At 62.3% G+C, this 17,813-nt stretch carries 12 protein-coding genes and 1 pseudogene; 7 read left to right on the forward strand and 6 right to left on the reverse strand.

Going from position 1 to position 17,813, the window contains the following annotated elements:
- Positions 1-151 precede the first annotated feature (151 nt).
- A complete protein-coding gene (locus CSQ87_RS10165; protein ID WP_100513765.1) occupies positions 152-2,917 on the reverse strand; it encodes a phosphoenolpyruvate carboxylase in 2,766 nt (921 codons plus the stop codon).
- Between the two features lie 463 nt (positions 2,918-3,380).
- On the opposite strand from CSQ87_RS10165, the gene CSQ87_RS10170 reads away from it, so the two are divergent.
- Positions 3,381-5,138, forward strand: a complete 1,758-nt coding sequence (locus tag CSQ87_RS10170) for a threonine/serine exporter family protein (RefSeq protein ID WP_100513786.1) — start codon at positions 3,381-3,383, stop codon at positions 5,136-5,138.
- Between the two features lie 1,080 nt (positions 5,139-6,218).
- Here CSQ87_RS10170 and CSQ87_RS10175 read toward each other — a convergent pair.
- A complete protein-coding gene (locus CSQ87_RS10175) occupies positions 6,219-7,232 on the reverse strand; it encodes an aldo/keto reductase (protein WP_100513766.1) in 1,014 nt (337 codons plus the stop codon).
- Between the two features lie 260 nt (positions 7,233-7,492).
- Between CSQ87_RS10175 and CSQ87_RS10180 the strand changes: the two genes are divergently transcribed.
- Positions 7,493-7,954, forward strand: a complete 462-nt coding sequence (locus CSQ87_RS10180; protein ID WP_279324849.1) for a MerR family transcriptional regulator — start codon at positions 7,493-7,495, stop codon at positions 7,952-7,954.
- Between the two features lie 588 nt (positions 7,955-8,542).
- On the opposite strand, the gene trpS is transcribed toward CSQ87_RS10180, so the two are convergent.
- The gene (gene trpS, locus CSQ87_RS10185) at positions 8,543-9,634 is read right to left on the reverse strand and encodes a tryptophan--tRNA ligase (protein WP_100513767.1); all 1,092 of its coding nucleotides are present in this window, start codon (positions 9,632-9,634) and stop codon (positions 8,543-8,545) included.
- A 150-nt stretch (positions 9,635-9,784) separates the two neighbouring features.
- On the opposite strand from trpS, the pseudogene CSQ87_RS11180 reads away from it, so the two are divergent.
- A pseudogene (locus CSQ87_RS11180) lies at positions 9,785-10,126 on the forward strand (DUF3073 domain-containing protein); the annotation flags it as partial.
- 331 nt (positions 10,127-10,457) lie between these two features.
- On the opposite strand, the gene CSQ87_RS10195 reads toward CSQ87_RS11180, so the two are convergent.
- Positions 10,458-10,907, reverse strand: a complete 450-nt coding sequence (locus tag CSQ87_RS10195; protein WP_100513768.1) for a sterol carrier family protein — start codon at positions 10,905-10,907, stop codon at positions 10,458-10,460.
- 344 nt (positions 10,908-11,251) lie between these two features.
- Here CSQ87_RS10195 and CSQ87_RS10200 point away from each other — a divergent pair, with 344 nt between their 5' ends.
- On the forward strand, positions 11,252-13,705 hold the full coding sequence (locus CSQ87_RS10200) for a glycogen/starch/alpha-glucan phosphorylase (RefSeq protein ID WP_100513769.1): 2,454 nt from the start codon (positions 11,252-11,254) through the stop codon (positions 13,703-13,705).
- Between the two features lie 367 nt (positions 13,706-14,072).
- On the opposite strand, the gene CSQ87_RS10205 is transcribed toward CSQ87_RS10200, so the two are convergent.
- Positions 14,073-14,327: a hypothetical protein gene (locus CSQ87_RS10205; RefSeq protein WP_100513770.1), complete on the reverse strand. Its 255-nt coding sequence runs from the start codon at positions 14,325-14,327 to the stop codon at positions 14,073-14,075.
- A gap of 110 nt (positions 14,328-14,437) precedes the next feature.
- Here CSQ87_RS10205 and CSQ87_RS10210 point away from each other — a divergent pair, with 110 nt between their 5' ends.
- Positions 14,438-15,220: a rhomboid family intramembrane serine protease gene (locus CSQ87_RS10210; protein WP_100513771.1), complete on the forward strand. Its 783-nt coding sequence runs from the start codon at positions 14,438-14,440 to the stop codon at positions 15,218-15,220.
- A gap of 132 nt (positions 15,221-15,352) precedes the next feature.
- Here the strand turns inward: CSQ87_RS10210 and crgA are convergent, their stop codons facing one another.
- Positions 15,353-15,781: a cell division protein CrgA gene (gene crgA, locus CSQ87_RS10215; protein ID WP_100513772.1), complete on the reverse strand. Its 429-nt coding sequence runs from the start codon at positions 15,779-15,781 to the stop codon at positions 15,353-15,355.
- 89 nt (positions 15,782-15,870) lie between these two features.
- Here crgA and CSQ87_RS10220 point away from each other — a divergent pair, with 89 nt between their 5' ends.
- Together CSQ87_RS10220 and CSQ87_RS10225 are read left to right on the forward strand one after the other, a co-directional pair.
- Entirely contained in the window at positions 15,871-16,623 is a 753-nt protein-coding gene (locus CSQ87_RS10220) for a DUF881 domain-containing protein (protein ID WP_100513773.1), read from the forward strand.
- A 60-nt stretch (positions 16,624-16,683) separates the two neighbouring features.
- Entirely contained in the window at positions 16,684-17,805 is a 1,122-nt protein-coding gene (locus tag CSQ87_RS10225; RefSeq protein WP_100513774.1) for a class E sortase, read from the forward strand.
- Positions 17,806-17,813: the final 8 nt, after the last annotated feature.

A 17,813-nucleotide genomic window follows, 5' to 3' on the forward strand; every position in this document is an offset into this window, starting at 1 on the left:
CCTTGTCGATGCCGCATATGCGGCATATATCGTCCTCAGCATATCCCTGACGTCATATCCCCGCGCGTCCCGAAACGGGGAAGGCCCCGATCCGCAGGTGATGAACCATTCGGATCGGGGCCTTCCGGAATATGCGGGAGCCGGTCGAAAATCAGCCCGTGTTCTGCAGGCCTGCGGCGACGCCGGAAACCGTGCAGAGGATCAGATAGATGAAGTCCGCGGTCTGAGACTTGCTCAGCTCGTTCTTCTCGTCGCGACGACGGACCGAACGCAGCGCACGCACCTGAAGCACCGACAGGGCGTTCACGTACGGCGAGCGGATGCGGATGGCCTGACCGAGCACGTGACGGTGCTGCAGCGGCCACTCGTCGGCCACGATCTTCAGCACCCACTTGCGGGTGAGCTCCATCTCCTCGAGCACCTTGGTGTTGAGATCCTCGCGGTCTCCCAGCGCCAGATACAGCTTGGCGATGCGCTCGTCGGTCTTGGCCAGTGACATCTCGATGTTGTCGATGAACGTCGAGAACAGCGGCCACTCCTCGTACGCCTTGCGCAGCGTCTCGAGATCGCCGAACTTCTCGCAGGCGGTGCCGAGACCGTACCAGGCGGCGAGGTTGATTCGCGCCTGAGCCCAGGAGAACACCCACGGGATCGTACGCAGATCGTCGAGCGACTTGGCGCCCAGACCACGCTTCGCCGGGCGGGAGCCGATCGGCAGCAGACCGACCTCGGTCAGCGGGGTGACGATCGAGAACCACGGGGCGAAGTCCGGCGTGCTCAGCAGATCGAGGAAGCGCTCATGCGAGGCGTCGTCGAGCTGACGGGTCATGTCGGCATACTTCGCGGTCATCTCGGTGTTGGTCTTCTCAACGCTCGGAGCGGACTGCAGCAGCGTCGCCGAAGCCACGGACTCGATGTGGCGCACGGCCAGCGTCGGGTTGCCGTAGCGGGCGAAGATGACCTCGCCCTGCTCGGTGAGCTTGAAGCGGCAGTTCACGGAGCCCCTCGGCTGGGCGAGCACCGCACGGTTGGCGGGGCCGCCACCACGACCGACCGCGCCGCCACGACCGTGGAACAGCGTCAGATCGATGTCGTTGGCCTCCGCCCACTTCACGATGCGGGCCTCGGCGGAATGCAGGGCCAGCGTTGCGGTGGTCGGACCGGCGTCCTTCGAGGAGTCGGAGTAGCCGAGCATGACCTCGAGCTTGCGGCCGGTGGCCTTCAGGCGGGCCTGCACCTCGGGGATCTTGAGCATGGCGTCGAGCACGTCCACGCAGTTCTGCAGATCCTCAAGCTGCTCGAACAGCGGGATCACGTCGATGGTCGGCACATCCTCGGGATGCGCGAACGCCAGACGGTTCAGCTCGTACACGTCCTTGATGTTCTGGGCGGACTTGGTGAACGAGATGATGTAGCGGCGGGCGGCCTTCTTGCCATTGCGACGCTGGATCGAACCGAGGGCGCGGAAGGTGTCGAGCACCTCGCGGGTCATCGGCTGCAGTTCGCCGCGCTCACCGTGCAGACCGTGCTCGCGGATGTCCTCCAGAGCGCGGGAGTGCACGACGGAGTGCTGACGGAACTCCATCTCGACCATGTGGAAGCCGAAGGTCTCGGCCTGCCAGATCAGGGTCTGCAGCGGGCCGTACGCGGAACGCGGGGCGCCGGCGTCGGCCAGCGACTTCTGCACCGTCTTCAGATCGGCGATGTAGTCCTCGCAGGAGTGGTACATCAGATCGGTGTCGCGGTCGATGGTCGCGCGCAGACGGTCGGCGATCACCAGCATCACCGCGCGGTGCGGCTCCTTGGTGGAGATCAGCTCGGCCTTCTCGGTCAGACGCTCGCTCATCTCACGCTGGTGGCTCCACAGGCTCAGCAGGCCGGCGCACGGCTTGGTGTCCTTGGATTCCAGCGTCAGGTTGCGGCCCACCTCACGAGTGGCCTCCTCAAGCTTGGCGATCACATGATCGGAGAACTTGCGGGCCACCTGGCGGCTGACGCGTGCGGTGACATTCGGGTTGCCGTCGCGGTCGGAGCCGATCCAGCTGCCCGGGTGGAAGAACGCGGGGCAGATCGGGGCGACCTTGCCGGCCTTGTCTCCCAGCACCCAGTCGTCGAAACGGCGGTAGACCTTCGGGACGGTGTCAAAAAGCGTGTTGTCGAAGATGTCGATGATGGTATCGGCCTCTTCCACGGGGGTCGGCTTCTTCAGCGCGATCGGCGACGTGCGGAACATCGCGTCGATCTCGTTGAGCATCATGCGCTCGTTCTCGGCCAGATCGGAACCGCCCAGACGCGGACGTTCGGCCAGCAGATCGGCGATGCGGCGGATCTTGCCTTCGATGGCCTTGCGGCGAGCCTCGGTCGGGTGCGCGGTGAACACCGGATGGAACTCCAGCTTCTCCAGCAGCTCCTTGGCACGAGCCGGTCCGCACTCCTTGATCATGCGCTGATACGCGCCGGTCATCTCGTTGATCGGATCGGTGGGCGAGTCGAGCGGCACCTGCTTTTCGCGGGCGTGCAGCACGTTGACGCGGTAGTTCTCCTCAGAAAGATTCGCCAGATGGAAGTAGGTGGCGAACGCACGAGCCAGCAGCGTGGCGTCGGCGACGGAAACCGAATCGATGAGCTTCACGGCCTTTTCGAAGCCGGCCTGTTCGGGATCGGGGTCACGGTAGCCAAGACCGGTGCCGCCGAACTCCTCGCTGGTCGCCTCATTGGCGTAATCCAGCAGGCTGTCGAACTTCTCGAGCAGATCCTCGTCGTATTCCTTCAGAGCGGTGCGCAGTAGACGTAGGAACAGGTCCATGTCCAAACGAAGATCGCTGGGGAGTCCCTGCTCCTCCGCAACCTTCGTGCCGGTGCCGGTGCTCACGATGCCGGCGTCGGCTGCTTTGATTGTTTCGTCTGTTGATGTCATCCAGACCTCCTTTTGCCCCTCACCGGTTGTTCGTCTATCGGCTTTCTGCGGCTCCTCCGCAGTTATTGCTGCCGACCGTTCCAAACCCAAAGCCGGTGAACAGACGCCCCACCATTTTAGGGCGGTGATTCGGCGTTTTATTACCAACAGTTTTCGTGATGTTCGATTTTGCCTTGGAAAATCAGGGAAAAATCATGTCGGTTCGGTGTCTGGTCCGTGGACACCCGGCGATATGACCGTGCCAATCATGGTGTCGCCGCAATCTGTGCGACTCGGTATCTCATTGTTGTGTTCACATAGTGGCATCGGTTTGCAGCCTCGTTGAATTCGCCGGACAGGCCCGAGTAAACATGGAGCTGTGATTTTTGGGAAGAAGAACAACGCGAACAAGCCCCACGTCGACGCAATTCCCGAAGGCGTGGAGAAAGTCACCAAATACCATACGCACTCCATTCCGCTCGACATGGAAGACATCGAGCGCGACCTCGACAAGCCCATCGTGGAAGCCGGCATCGCCGCGAAAACCAGCGTGATCGTCCGCGTCGGCATGCTCGACCTCGGCGCCGGCACCGGAAGCTTCCGCGTGCGGCAGATGATGCACCGCATCGCCTATCCGCTCGGCGTGCACGTCCGCGCCGACGTCAACCTCACCGATATCGAAGCCTCCTGCACCGACGGCAAGGACCGCGTCACCGAAGTGATCGACCTGCCCACCACCGGTGTCAACACCGAGCGCATCTGGCTGCTCGAACACTTCGCCGACTGGTTCAGCGTCAACCTCGGCCACTCCGCCGTCTACCACAACCGCGGCCTCGAAGTCTCCGACAAGCTCGTGGAGAACCTCGACGCCCGAGACGTGTCCCAGCTCTCCGCCAAGGCCGCCAAGGAACTCAAGGAAGCCGAAAAGCGCAGGAAGGCCGAACAGGCCGATCTTCCCGACGGCACCCCCATGCAGACCACCCGGGCATCCAGCCAGAGCGAACGCGTCGCGGAGATCAACCGGCAGCGCGAAATCGACGCCGACGATCCCGTCGTGCGGCAGATGCGCACCGAGGAAGCCGCCGCGGCCGACAAGGTCGCTGAGGCTCCCGAGGCCGGCAAGGCCGGCAAGGCCGCTAAGCCGGTCAAGGCCGCGAAGCAGCGCAACCATCAGCCCCCCAAAGGCCAGTACGCCCAGCACTTCGACCACGTCGGCCGTCTCGCCCCCAACGCCTCCGATCCCAACTTCAAGCCCATCACCGTCCGGGAAGCCCACAAACGACTCGACCTCATCGAGCACCGCAAACCCCTCTACTCGGCCGCCTTTGCAGGCCTCGCCTCCGCCATCGCCTGCGCATCCTTCGTCTTCCTCCTCGGCGGCGGCCTCTACGACATGGCGGGCGCCTTCGTCGGCGCCGGCATCGGCCACTGGCTGCGACGCAAACTCTTCGCCAAACACCTCAACCAGTTCTTCGTCACCTTCGTCGCCGTCTTCGTCGCCGCGCTCGCCTGCACCGGCACTCTGCGACTCATCGGCCTCTACGATCCCATCGCCCTCGCGCACGACACCGCCTACATCGGCGCCATGCTCTTCGTCATCCCCGGATTCCCCCTCATCACCGGCGGCCTCGACATCGCCAAAATCGACTTCCCCTCCGGCATCCAACGGCTCACCTACGCCGTCTCCATCATCCTCATGGCCACCCTCGCCGGCTGGGCCGTCGCCCGCATCGTCATGCTCAACCCCCAAGGCTTCGAACCCCAAGGGCTCGACCCCTGGCTGACCGGCGCCCTGCGCTTCGTCTTCGCCTTCATCGGCGTCTGGGGCTTCTCCGTCATGTTCAACTCCCCCCAGCGCATGTGCCTCGTCGCCGCCTCCATCGGCGCCGTCACCGACACCCTCCGCCTCGAAATCACCGATCTGCTGAACGTGCCCCCCGAAGCCGCCACCTTCATCGGCGCCTTCCTCGCCGGACTCCTCGCCGCCGCCTGGCGCACCTCCGTCCGCCGCGGCATCCTCCCCCCGCACCTCGGCTACCCCCGCATCTGCCTCACCGTCCCCTCCATCGTCATCATGGTCCCCGGCCTTTACATGTACCGCGCCATGTTCTACCTCGGCCAGTTCAACACCCTCAGCGCCCTCGACTGGGCCTTCCGCGCCTTCATGGTCATCATCTGCCTGCCCATCGGACTGGCCATGGCGCGAGTAGTGACAGACCGCTCCTGGCGCTACGACATCTGAATGATTTGAATGATGGAGCGTTAACTTCGTTGCTGCGAACTTCGACGTACCTTTGTACGCCTTCGTTCGCGCGCCTCGTTACCGCACGCATCATTCAAATCATTTCCAAAATCCCATGATGGAGTGTCCTCTGCGTTGCGGAAGACTCGACGTATTCTTATACGCCTTCGCCTTCCGCGCCTTGATGACACACGCATCATGGGATTTTCTGAAAATCAGGGTATGACGGAGCGTTCTCCGCGTTGCGGAACATTCGACGTACCTTCGTACGCCTTCATGTTCCGCGCCTTGAGGTCACACGCGTCATCCCCTGATTTTCATCTTGAGTTCTTTGATGGAGCGTCGGCGGCGTTGCTCCTCAGTCGACGTACCTTTGTACGCCTTCCTTCGGTGCGCCTTGCCGCCGCACCCATCGCCTCACGATTTTCCTACGACGGTTGAGCTATTTGCTTCGAGCTTCGACGTACCTGCGCTACGCGCCCTCGCAGTCTGTGGAGACTGCTCGCATCGGCTACGGACAGCCCACTGGACTGTCCGCTTGACGCCTCAGCGCCTTCGTTCGTGCGTCTTGTGCGCTTGGCGATTTTCATCTTGGGGTTTGGGGCTTCCCCCTCGGGGGAAGCTGTCGAGCGTAGCGAGACTGATGAGGGGCAGACTGCGAGGAACACGTCGAATACGGACTGATACGATGCGATCGGTCCGGTGACGCAGCGGCAAATAACAAGACGGCACGGAACGCTGCCCGCGCCAATATCCGCCATTCCGTGCCACGATTTTCCGTCACGGAATGGCATCCATGGCCAAATCTTGATTCCGTGGCAGATCAATCGGTCGTTGAATTGGCTCGATCCTTGATTTTCCAATGATCTGCTCACTCTAATACCGTTGTTTTCTGTCACGGAATCGAGAATGCCGCGAAGAATGCGTTCCCTGTCGTGATTCCGTGGCAGAGAACATCGCTCGGCATGATTATCGCGTTCCGTGCCGGTCCTATCAGACACGGAACGCGATATACAGCAATCATGGCGTTCCATGCCAGACTGTGCCAGCCCTACCTCATGCCAGCCCGTGCCGCGCGGACTACTTCCCCAGCGCGATCTCGTCGATGCGGCGCAGCTCATCCTCCGAGAAATCGGTGTTCTTCAGCGCGCCGATGTTGTCGAGGATCTGCTGCGGCTTCGAAGCGCCGATCAGCACCGTCGTCACTGCCGGATGATGCAGCAGCCACGCCACCGACATCTCGGCCAGCGTCTGCCCGCGCTCGGCCGCCAGATCGTTCAGCGCGCGAATCTGCTCCAGACGCTCCGGGGTCAGCGCATCCGCGTGGAGGAACCGTCCGTCCGCCTTGATGCGGCTGTCCTCCGGCACCCCGTTGAGATACCGGTTCGTCAGCAGACCCTGCGCCAGCGGGCTGAACGTGATCACGCCCTTGCCGAGCTTCAGCGCCGAATCCAGCAGACCGTTCTCCGCCGGCTTGCGGTCGAAGATGTTCAGACGGTTCTGATTGATGATGAACGGCACATGCAGTTCCTTCAGGATCGCCGCCGCCTTTTCCATCGTCGGGCCATCATAGTTGGACAGTCCCACGTACAGCGCCTTGCCGCTGTGCACCGCCGTCGCCAGCGCGCCCATCGTCTCCTCCAGCGGCGTCTCCGGATCCGGACGGTGATGGTAGAAGATGTCCACGTAATCCAGACCCAGACGCTGCAGGCTCTGATCGAGGCTTGCCAGCAGGTACTTGCGGCTGCCCCAATCGCCGTACGGTCCCTGCCACATCTCATAGCCGGCCTTCGTGCTGATGATCAGCTCGTCGCGATGCGCGCCGAAATACTGGTGCAGCAGACGACCGCAGTTCTTCTCCGCCGCGCCCGGCTCCGGCCCGTAGTTGTTCGCCAGATCGAAATGCGTGATTCCGTGGTCGAACGCCGTGAACACCAGCTGCTTCATATGCTCGTACGGCGTGATATCGCCGAAGTTATGCCAGAAGCCCAGCGACAGCGCCGGCAGCTTCAGTCCGGAATTGCCGCAGCGGTTATAGACCATGTCGTCGTAGCGGGTGGGGGAGGGGATATAAGGGATCGTCGGTTCGAACATGATGCTCCTTCATCGGATCGATAGCGGACTGATTCGGGCGGTGCCCCGGGCTTCCGGCGGTCATCCGCTTCTGATGCCCATCCGGTGCCCAACGCATCGTGCTGCCCCCATGCTCGCACTTCAAGTAAGCTTGAATGCAAATCGAACAATGTCGATGGCTCCGGGGAGCGGAAGGAACGATGATCGTCATGACGGTAGCGGCAGCAGCGACGGCGGAATTGTTGCGCAGTGAGGAATCGACAGCGGAAGCAGAGTCGGCAGTGACCTCTGAATCGCCCGACGACCGGGACGACCGCACTTACACCATCCGCGAAGTGGCGACGATGTTCCACATGCAGACTTCCGCATTGCGGTATTACGAGGACGCCGGCATTCTCACCGACGTCGGACGGGATGCGAAGGGTCAGCGCGTCTACCGGCAGTGCCATATCAACCGCATGCGCACGATCTGCTGCTTCAAGCACGCCGGCATGAGCATCGATGAGCTGCGGCGGTTCTTCGACTATGAGGACGATGAGCCCGGTCATATCGACGAGATCATGGCATTGCTGGGGGAGCGCCGTGACGCGTTGGAGGAGCAGCGGAAGGCCCTTGATGAGGCGTACGCGCATATTCTGCGCAAGCTGCATTACTACGGCGACATCCAGAAGGCCGTGCGCAACGGCACCGCGTTGCCTGATTGGCGCGACTACCGTTGCGAGACTCCGGCATTGCACGACTGACGGAGCCGAAAAGTCGAGTTGTGAGGCTTGTGTTTTCGAAACCCGATCTAGGCGATTTCGACGGTGTTGGAATTTCAACGTTTTCAAACTCTGAATTTGCTCGAATATGCCATTCGAGCAAACCAAAGCCTCACAACTCGGTTTTTCTCAAGTATCGGCAAGGGCGCTTGCTTTTCTGCCCTCATCAGTCGGCTCCCGCCGACAGCTTCCCCCAGAGGGGGAAGCCCAATGCCGTTATGTCTGCACAGCAATGTGCGCTTCGCGTTGTCCTATCGTCCTAATCCGAGTTTTGTGGCAACGCGTGCGGTATCAAGGCGCGGAAGACGAAGGCGTATCAAGGTGCGTCGAGTCTTCCGTAACGCCGACGACGCTCCATTACCTTGTGGCGTGATTGTTGTGGAATGCGTGTGGCTTCAAGGCGCAGGAGGTGAAGGCGTATTGGCATACGTCGAACCCTTGTAGACGTGGGCCCTCACCTCTAATCCGAGTTTTGTGGTAACGCGTGTGTCGTCAAGGCGCGGAAGACGAAGGCGTACAAAGGTACGTCGAACTCTCCGCAACGCGGATAACGCTCCGTTACCACAAAACTCAGTACTTCATGCCCATGGCGGAGCGCACTTCATCCAGCGTCTCCTCCGCGATGGCGTTGGCGCGCTTGTTGCCGTCGTGGAGCACGTCGCGGATGTAGTCCATGTCCTTGGCGAGTTCGGCGCGGCGCTCGCGGTGCGGGGCGAGGAATTCGTTGACGGATTCGGTGACGAGCTTCTTGAGGGCGCCGGCTCCGGAGTCGCCGATCTCTTCGGCGATCTCCTGCGGATCGCGGCCGGTGACGAGGCCGGCGGTGGTGAGGAGGGCGGAGACCTGGGGACGGTTGACCGGGTCGAAGGTGATGCGGCGCTCGGAGTCGGTGGGGCTCTTCTTGATGAGCTTGGCGGTTTCTTCGGCGGTGGCGCCGAGCATGATGGAGTTGCCGTAGGACTTGCTCATCTTGCGTCCGTCGAGGCCGGGGATTTCCGGTGCATCGGAGAGGATGGCGGCCGGCTCGGGGAACACGTGGTGCTTCTTGGCAAAGCGCTCGTTGAAGCGGCGGGCGATGGTGCGGGTGATTTCGATGTGCGGCAGGTTGTCCTTGCCGATCGGCACGACGTTGGCCTTGCAGAACAGGATGTCGCAGGCCTGGTGCACGGGGTAGGTGAGCAGCAGGCCGGTCAGGGCGTGGCCGGAGGCTTCCATTTCGGACTTCACGGTGGGGTTGCGGTGCAGTTCGGCTTCGGTGACGAGCGAGAGGAACGGCAGCAGCAGCTGGTTTTCGGCCGGGACGGCGGAGTGGGTGAAGATCATGGTCTTCTTGGGGTCGATGCCGGCGGCCATGTAGTCGAGGACGAGGTTGAGCACGTTGTCTTCGATGTGCTCGGTGGTGTCGCGGTCGGTGATGACCTGGTAGTCCGCGATGATGATGTTGGTGTTGACGCCGCGGTTCTGCATGGCGACGCGCTCCTTGATGGAGCCGAAGTAGTGGCCGAGGTGGAGGCGTCCGGTCGGACGGTCGCCGGTGAGCATGGTGAATTTGCTGGGATCGGCTTCGAGCTTGGCCAGCGTGGCGTCCGAGCGCTTTTTCGCCGCGAGGAAGCTCGCGCTCATTTCGTTTCCTGCTGCCGTCAACTGCTGTTCTTCAGCCATCACGCACCAACCCATTTATGTTGAGGTATTGAAAAATAACGCTCTAATCGTAAAAGCGCGAGCCGACAACACTTAATAAGTGGTACTCTCTTATGTGATGAATTAGCACACGAGTTGCCATAGGCACAATGAACTGGCGAAGGGGGTCAGATGGGCCGCGGACGTCAGAAGGCTAAGCAGACGCGAATTGCCCGTAAGCTCAAGTACCTCACTACTGATACCGATTACGATGAGCTTGCCAAGGAACTGTCGAGTCAGGATGAGGTGACTCCTTCCGCAGCTGATCCGTTTGCTTCTATCGAATCCCGGTTGCATGGTGATGATCATGCGACTTCGATGGCCGATACTGCATCCAGTGAAGATCTTGACGAGTACGCGCAGTGGGCTGCGGAGGCGGCGAAGAAGGCCGAGGAGCAGCCGGTGGTGAAGGCGCCGGTGAGGCGCAAGCCGATTCCGATGCCGATGCCGAGCGCGTTGAAGAAGCCGATGCCGAAGCCGGCGCCGTCCGTTGCGGCGAAGTCCGACGAGGATCATTCCGCCGAATCCACGGATGAGACCGAGGCGGCCAAGCCGGCGAAGAAGACCGTCAGGCGTTCGTCTGCTTCTGGTAAGACCGCGGCAGGCAAGACGACAGCTAAGACGACTGCCGGTAAGACCGCGCCCCGTAAGACCGCGGCGAAGAAGAAGTCTTCCGCAGCCAAGTCTGAGTAGAAGACTCCGAGTAGAAGACAACGATACGTCAGTCAGCCCGCCGCGCATTGCGACGGGCTGACGTCGTTGTGGGAAGATCGCCGGTCACGCGATCAGCCGATCACATACCTGATCACACCAATGGCAGCAGATCAGACAGATCGTCGCGCTCGCCGACGGCGGTGATGTGTCCGGCGGCTTTTTCCTCGGCCCATGTGGTCAGTCCGCAGACCAGATTCAGCCACACGTCCGGTTCCAGTTCGATCACGTCGGGCGGGGTGAGATTATGCGGATCGGAGGCCGGTCCGTCAAGGATCTTGATCGCTCCCCACGGGGCCACGCGTACTTCCACGCCCTCGCCGGGGGCCTTGTGCTCCATGAGGAACAGCGAATACCGGACGGCCATCGCCCAGACCCGGCGGGGCAGCGCGTCCGGGGATGCGGCGTCATCGGCGTGGCCGCCGGCATTGTTGCCAGCATTGCCGCCGCTGACCTTGCCGTCGGCAGCCTGCAGCGCGGTGGCCTTCCACTGGTCCAGAGCCCGTTTGCCTTCGGGCAGGTCCTTTTTCAATATCGATGCCATACGCCACATCTTCGCACAATTTCCCGCACGCCCCTTGACGTGATGTTCCCGTTCGATCCGGTGGGCGCCGGCGACGCCGTCCGATCGCCGTGGTCATGTGGGGCGGACGCCGAAAGAGGCCGACGGTTTGCGCCGGCTCCGACGGGAACACGCCGGGCGGACGGTTTGCGCCAGCGTTTGCGCCACTGAAAAAACTACGATTTGCACGTTCTAGGTGTACTATTGGGTATTGTTGGTCTCAGAAGGATGAAACCGTAATCCAGAATTCATCCGGAAGCTAGGCAGAGTCGCCTTTCGGGACGCATAATGTCTAGCGGGAGATAATCTCACGAGAAAGAGTGCTTATGACCGAGCAAACCGCACCGAAGTCCCCGGTGACTACCGAACAGTTCACCGATGAAATCAAGGAACAGCTGAAGTACGCTCAGGGAGTGACCGTCGAGCAGGCCACCGACGCCGACATCTACGTCGCCGCATCTCTGGCGGTCCGCCGACACCTCGTGGATTCCTGGGCCACCACGCAGAAGGACATGGTCAATGGCAACACCAAGGCCGTGGGCTACCTGTCCGCCGAATTCCTCATGGGCAAGCAGCTGCGCAACGCCCTGCTGAATCTCGGCATGCTCAACGAATTCGACGACGCGGTCAAGGCCCTCGGCCACGATCCGCAGCTGGTTGTCGACTCCGAATACGAGCCGGGCCTCGGCAACGGCGGTCTCGGCCGTCTCGCCGCCTGCTTCATCGACTCCCTCGCCTCGCTGGGTGTGCCCGCCTTCGGCTATGGCATTCAGTACAAGTACGGCATCTTCAAGCAGGAGTTCGACGCCGAAGGCAAGCAGGTCGAGCGCCCCGACTACTGGCTCGCCAACGAGGAGCCGTGGGGCCACATCGACTACAACCGCTCCCAGAAGGTCAGCTTCGGCGGCGAAGTCGTCGAAGAGAACGGCAAGAAGGTGTGGAAGCCGGCATGGTCCGTGCGCGCCGTCCCCGTCGACTACATGGTCCCCGGATACCAGTCCGGCCGCGTGAACACGCTGCGCCTGTGGAGCGCCAAGTCCTACGACGAGTTCGATCTGCTCACCTTCAACAAGAGCGACTACCTCAACGCCGTCAAGCCGCAGGTCGAGGCCGAGAACATCTCCAAGATCCTCTACCCGGAAGACTCCACCCCGCAGGGCAAGCAGCTGCGCCTCGAGCAGCAGTACTTCTTCGTGGCCGCGTCCATCCACGACGCCATCCGCGTGTTCTACCCGGGTCAGGACAAGCCGGATCTGACCACCTTCCCGAACAAGATCACGTTCCAGCTCAACGACACCCACCCGGTCATCGGCATCCCCGAGCTCATGCGCGTCCTCATCGACGAATACGGCTACGACTGGGATACCGCCTGGGACATCACCACCAAGACCTTCAACTACACTTGCCACACGCTGCTGCCAGAAGCCCTGGAAGTCTGGCCGGCCCGCCTCATCGGCGAACTGCTGCCGCGTCACCTCGAAATCATCAACGAGATCAACGACCACTTCCTCGAGGAGCTCAAGGGCCTCACCCGCGACAAGGAGCGCATCAACCGCATGCGCATCGTCACCGAAGGCAACGACCCGCAGGTGCGCATGGCCTACCTGGCCACCGCCGGCGGCTCTCACGTCAACGGCGTCGCCGAGCTGCACTCCCAGCTGCTCAAGGACGTCACCCTCCGTGACTTCTCCGACCTCTTCCCGAAGAAGTTCACCAACGTCACCAACGGCGTCACCCCGCGTCGCTTCATCCGCCTCGCCAACCCGCGCCTCTCGGCCCTCATCACCGAAGGCCTCGGCACCGACAAGTGGCTGAGCGACCTCGACCTGCTTCAGGGCCTCGTCCCCCTGGCCGACGACCCCGAGTTCGTCAAGAAGTTCGCCGAAGTCAAGCACGCCAACAAGGTCGCCTTCGCCAACTTCGCCAAGGACCGCTACGGCTTCGAGGCCAACCCCGACACCATGTTCAACACCATGGTCAAGCGCCTCCACGAGTACAAGCGCCAGTCCCTGAAGATCCTCGCCCTCATCGCCCGCTACGCCGCCATCAAGAACGGCACCATCAACGTGGACGACGTCCTGCCCCGCACCGTCTTCTTCGGCGCCAAGGCAGCCCCGGGCTACTACATGGCCAAGCTCACCATCCAGCTCATCAACAACGTCGCCCGCGTCGTCAACAACGACCCCGACGTCAAGGGCAAGCTGGCCGTGCACTTCCCCGCCAACTACAACGTCCGTCTCGCCCAGCACCTCATCCCCGCCACCGAGCTTGACGAACAGATCTCCCAGGCCGGCAAGGAAGCCTCCGGCACCGGCAACATGAAGTTCGCCCTCAACGGCGCCCTCACCGTCGGCACCCTCGACGGCGCCAACGTCGAGATCCGCGAAAAAGTCGGCGCCGACAACTTCTTCCTCTTCGGCCTCACCGTCGACGAGGTCGAAGACCTCTACGAGAAGGGCTACGATCCGGCCAAGTACTACGAAGCCGATCCCCGCCTCAAGATGGCCATCGACATGATCTCCGCCGGTACCTTCTCCGACGGCGACCGTAACACCTACGCGCCGCTCGTCGCCGACTGGCTCACCAAGGACTACTTCATGACCCTCGCCGACTTCACCGCCTACGCCGACATCCAGTACCAGATCGAAGACCTCTACCGCGATCAGGACGCCTGGAACCGCAAGGCCATCCTCAACGTGGCCAACACCGGTTACTTCAGCTCCGATCGTTCGATCGAAGATTATTTGGAACGCATCTGGCACACTGGTCCGTTGGCCTGATGATGGAGTGTCCTCGTCGTTGCAGGAGGCTCGACGTACCTTTGTACGCCTTCGTCTCCTGCGCCTAGAGGACACACGCATCATCAGCCCAGCTAGCTTGCTCCGCTCACTTCGGTGAGCGGAGTTTTTTATGCCCTCAGGGGGAAAAGAACTTGGCCCCCGCCAGCGGGGGCTGGCTACCGAAGGCAGACTGGGGGTGGTCGAACGCTGTCTGCCTTGACCACCCTCAGTCATGCGGTGCATGACAGCTCCCGCCGGCGGGAGCATAAACGGCCCGGCACCCAAAAGCAAAAAAGCCGGTACGCAACCAAGCGGCTGCGTACCGGTTTTCGTATACGCCGTTATACGGCGGTGGGGGGAAGTCCTCTCAGGCGGCTTCGGGAGCGGGCGCTTCGGCGGCTTCGCCGGCGTCGGCCTCGGGAGCGTCGTCGGCGGGCTCCTCGGAAGCCTGCTTCTTGGCGATGCCGAGATCAACCGGGGACGAGCTGTTCTCCCACGGCTCCTCCCAAGGATCGTATTCCGGATTCTGCTGCTTGTAGATGTACAGCGCGGCCAGACCAGCCAGCAGTCCACCGAACAGAAGCGCGAAGAACTTCCACCCGTTCGACGACCTGTTCTCCATATTGGCTCCTTTCACAAAAGCTACGGTCTGCCCATTCAGACCATTTACCCACCATCCTAGCCGTTGCGATGTGGCGATGGTGTAATTGACGCTCCTGTTACAGTGGAGCCATGAGTTTCCGTCTGTTTCCCAACTCCCCGAACGCGCACGACCTTCTGGGTCAGAGCACCGCTCACCGGATCCGCTACCAATGGCGCGTAGGCGGCCCGGTCATCTGCCAGGCGATCATGGTGATCTGCGTGATCGTGTGGCTGGTCGAGATCCTCACCAAGCTCCTCTTCCCCTCGCTGTTCGCCATCATCCTCAGCTACGGCATGTTCACCCCGGCGTGGGCGCACGCCGCCCCGTGGACGTTCATCACCTCGATGTTCATGCACGAGCCGGGCCTCTTCCATATCCTGTTCAACATGCTCACCCTGTGGGCCGTGGGACCGGTCCTCGAACGCATGCTCGGCCACTGGCGCTTCCTCGGCATGTACCTGCTGTCCGGCATCGGCGGCAACGCGGCGGTGCTGCTCTACGCCCGCATCGTCGGTGGCGGCGGCCTCGGCGGCAACGGCTGGATGACCTCGGTCTACGGTGCATCGGGCGCATTGTTCGGCCTGTTCGCGGCCCTGCTGATCGTCTACCGTCGCATCGGCGCCGACATCACCTCCATGCTGATCTGGATGGCGATCAACTTCGCCATGCCGTTCCTGTACCCCGGCATCGCATGGCAGGCACACGTCGGCGGCTTCATCATCGGCGGCGCATACGCGGCCCTGCTCACCAGCAGCATCCCGATCACCCGCGGCAAAAGCCTCACCTTCCGCTCGCTGTTCTACGGCATCCCGCTGCTGATCGTGATCGCGGCCGTCAGCGTATGGGCCATGATCCCCGTCCTCACCATGTGACCACAGGCTGATCGGCACATATCGATCAACACCGATCGGCCAACACGGTCCGGTCAACACGGATCTCCCCATATACGACAATGGCTCCCGACGAGATCTCCGTCGGGAGCCATTCGCGTATCTACCGCGTATTTACCGCCACCACATCGTCATCAGGAATCCGACGAGCATGATGCCGAAACCGACGAGCAGGTTCCACTGGCCGATGGCCGGGATCGGCCACTTCGACGTCAGATAGAACACCACGACCCACACCAGACCGAGGATCAGCAGGGCGCAGAACAGCGGGACGAACCAACCCGGATTCGACTTCGTACCCTTGATGGACTCCTCCACACGCTTGGTGTTCTCCTGCTGGCGGGCGAACATCTTCTTCATCTGCGGGGTCATCGAAGCATCGTCGGCGGAGGCCCTGTTCAGCACCGCCTCCACCTTGTCCATCGAGACGCCGAAGTCATCGTCGGCGCCGGCCTGATCGGCCTTCGCGGCGGTGTCGTTCGCGGTCTTTCCGGCACCGGTCTTGTCGGTTTCGTCGAGCTTGAGCTCGTCCTGTTCAGCCATAAGGGGACTCTCCTTTACCGTAAGCTACTAGTCATAGTAGTGACTAGAGTGGAAACCGTCGAAAAGACGGATTCTATAGTAAGGCGGACATGGGAAAGCACGGGGGTAGGCACGTCGCGAAGCGGTCCATCTGGGGCGGCCTCGCGGTGTTCGTCATTCTCGCTCTGGTCGGGGTGCTGTTCAGCACCAACGTGCGCGTGAACCGTACGGTGGTCGTCACCTCCGACACCGCCCAGCTGATCAACGAGCGCGCCCGCCGGGTCGACGAACTGCAGAACGACATCAACTCCCTGAGTACGAAGATCGATTCGCTCAAGGCCCTGACCACCGACGCGAAGACCCCCACCGGCGAGGAGGCGGGATCGGGCACCAAACTGCCCGCGGTCGAAGGGCCCGGCGTCACGGTAATCCTCAACGATTCCCCGCTGTGGGAGCAGAAGGTGGGCGACTCCGGATCCACCGCCGACATCAACGATTACGTGGTCCACCAGCAGGACATCGAAGCCGTCGTCAACGCCCTGTGGGCTGGGGGCGCGGAATCCATGATGATCGAAAACCAGCGCGTGCTCTCCGACACCGCCGTACGCTGCGTGGGCAACGTGCTGCTGCTGCACGGCAAGCAGTACGCGCCCCCATACCACATTTCCGCGATCGGCCCGACCGAACGTATGATCACCGCGCTCGACGATTCGCCCACCATCCAGATCTACCAGCAATACGTGGCCTCCATCGGTCTGGGCTGGCAGGTGGAACGCAAGGACCGGCTCAAGTTCCCCGAAGCCACCTCGTCGCTGCAGACGCTGAAATACGCGAAGACGGACGAACAGGCGGAGAAGAAGTAACGGGACGACGGCACCGCCCACGGCATACGAGCGTAAGACGAGCGAAGAAGAAGGACGATCATGACTCGAACGACCACACGCGCAGGCAGAAGCGTCGCCGGACGCCCCCGCGGCGGATCGGCGGCCTCGACCGCACTGGGCATCATCGCGGAGATCCTGATCACCATGGCCGCGGTCCTCGCCCTGTACATCGTCTGGCAGCTGTGGTGGACGGGAGCGGAAGCCGAAGCCGCCCAGACCGACCAGCGCAACGCCACCTCCTGGGTCGACCCCGCCAAGAACGGCAACGGCTACCGGATCGCCCCGAAACAGACCTCAGCCCCGCCCGTCCAGCCGCAGTCCGCCCAGACCGGTGAGCTGATCGCCCAGCTGTATGTGCCCCGATTCGGACAGACCTGGCACCGCAATGTGGTCGAAGGCATCGACGCCTACCAGCTCTCCCGACACGGACTGGGCCACTACCCCCAGTCACAGATGCCCGGACAGCTCGGCAACGTGGCCATCGCCGGCCACCGATCCGGATACGGCGAACCGCTCGCCCACGTCGACACCCTGCAAGCCGGCGACAAGATCATCATCCGTACCAAGGACTACTGGTACGTCTACAGCTACACCGACTACACAATCGTCACCCCGGACCACACCGAAGTCGTCGCCGCCGTACCGAACGAACCCGGCGCCACCCCTACCGAACGGTACGTGACGCTCACCACCTGCGAACCGCGATACACCACCGCCACCCACCGATGGATCTCCTACGGCAAATTCGACTACTGGGCCAAGGTCTCCGACGGCATCCCCAGCGAACTCGCCACCACCGGCGCCTCCGGATCCGTGCAGTTCACGCAGAACGCCGACGCCTCGCTCGAATCACGGATCGCCGCCTCCCTCGTCAACATCATCGTGGCGCTCGCCATCGCCTACGTGGTGGTCTACTGCTCCGCCCTGCTCGCATGGCGGTACCCGGCGCTGCGGGCCATCCGACTCGGCCACCGCCGCCCCTCCGGCAGCCTGTACGGCTGGATGTACCGTCTGCAGCCCGGTCCCGCCGCAATCCGCTGGGCACTCATGCTGATCGTGGCCGTCACCATCGTCGGCTGCCTGTTCGAATGGGCGTTCCCCTGGGCCGCGTCGAACATCCCGTACCTCAAGGTCACCTCGAACTTCGTGTCCGTGGAGTAGGGATGCCG

It is taken from the genome of Bifidobacterium simiarum (genome assembly GCF_002802905.1).
In the GTDB taxonomy this organism is placed as follows: domain Bacteria; phylum Actinomycetota; class Actinomycetes; order Actinomycetales; family Bifidobacteriaceae; genus Galliscardovia; species Galliscardovia simiarum.

What these genes read in the sequence shown, in the direction of transcription:
- CSQ87_RS10165 (WP_100513765.1), bottom strand. Translation starts at nt 2,917, where the DNA reads ATGACATCAACAGACGAAACAATCAAAGCAGCCGACGCCGGCATCGTG.
- CSQ87_RS10170 (WP_100513786.1), top strand. Translation starts at nt 3,381, where the DNA reads ATGGAAGACATCGAGCGCGACCTCGACAAGCCCATCGTGGAAGCCGGC.
- CSQ87_RS10175 (WP_100513766.1), bottom strand. Translation starts at nt 7,232, where the DNA reads ATGTTCGAACCGACGATCCCTTATATCCCCTCCCCCACCCGCTACGAC.
- trpS (WP_100513767.1), bottom strand. Translation starts at nt 9,634, where the DNA reads ATGGCTGAAGAACAGCAGTTGACGGCAGCAGGAAACGAAATGAGCGCG.
- CSQ87_RS10195 (WP_100513768.1), bottom strand. Translation starts at nt 10,907, where the DNA reads ATGGCATCGATATTGAAAAAGGACCTGCCCGAAGGCAAACGGGCTCTG.
- CSQ87_RS10200 (WP_100513769.1), top strand. Translation starts at nt 11,252, where the DNA reads ATGACCGAGCAAACCGCACCGAAGTCCCCGGTGACTACCGAACAGTTC.
- CSQ87_RS10205 (WP_100513770.1), bottom strand. Translation starts at nt 14,327, where the DNA reads ATGGAGAACAGGTCGTCGAACGGGTGGAAGTTCTTCGCGCTTCTGTTC.
- CSQ87_RS10210 (WP_100513771.1), top strand. Translation starts at nt 14,438, where the DNA reads ATGAGTTTCCGTCTGTTTCCCAACTCCCCGAACGCGCACGACCTTCTG.
- crgA (WP_100513772.1), bottom strand. Translation starts at nt 15,781, where the DNA reads ATGGCTGAACAGGACGAGCTCAAGCTCGACGAAACCGACAAGACCGGT.
- CSQ87_RS10220 (WP_100513773.1), top strand. Translation starts at nt 15,871, where the DNA reads ATGGGAAAGCACGGGGGTAGGCACGTCGCGAAGCGGTCCATCTGGGGC.
- CSQ87_RS10225 (WP_100513774.1), top strand. Translation starts at nt 16,684, where the DNA reads ATGACTCGAACGACCACACGCGCAGGCAGAAGCGTCGCCGGACGCCCC.